Here is a 594-nt window from a genome sequence, read left to right on the forward strand (position 1 = left end):
GGTCTTTTGGTACGCGCCAATGGTCGTCGTCGATGCGTTCGACATGGCCGGCCCGGCGCAGCGCTTCGAGACGGCGGACATGGAAACGGACGAAGGCTTCCGGGTCCTTGCCCTGCTCCAAAAATGTCTCGCGGATCGTCTCGAGGTGTCTGCTCGGCCGATAGATGCCATCATCGCCGGCTGCGCTGCTGATGTTGCGGTCGGCCGCACGCGGCTCCTCCTTCGGCAGGATGGGATCGAACGCCACGATATGGCCGCGCTGAATGTCGTCGAGCTTTGCCGCATCCGCGGTCTCGACATAGTGCGTGCGCCCGTCGACGCCATCGATGACGAGCGACAGCTTATCGCTCATCTCGTCGCCGGCGAGCCCCTTGGCGAGCACACGGCCGACGACCGGCTCCGTGATGGTCTGGCGGTGCATGACATATTGCGCCGCGCCCCGTTCATCGGCGAGGCCGTGCTCCTCGAGTGCCCGGTGCATGGTCTTGATGATGTCGTTGCGCTCGCCAAGTCCTCGCAACGTGCTTTCGGCTCTGTCGGAGATCACCCACCGGCCGGGCTCGATCTCGCTCGCCAGGCCGAAGTGTTGCAACC

General features: G+C 64.8%; 1 protein-coding gene. It reads right to left on the reverse strand.

The features are described from left to right. On the reverse strand, positions 1–594 hold a 594-nt coding region (locus NKI52_RS32685; protein WP_352700875.1), incomplete at both ends, for a DUF3363 domain-containing protein.

Origin of the sequence: Mesorhizobium sp. M0590, from assembly GCF_040320905.1 — a bacterium.
Taxonomy (GTDB): domain Bacteria; phylum Pseudomonadota; class Alphaproteobacteria; order Rhizobiales; family Rhizobiaceae; genus Mesorhizobium.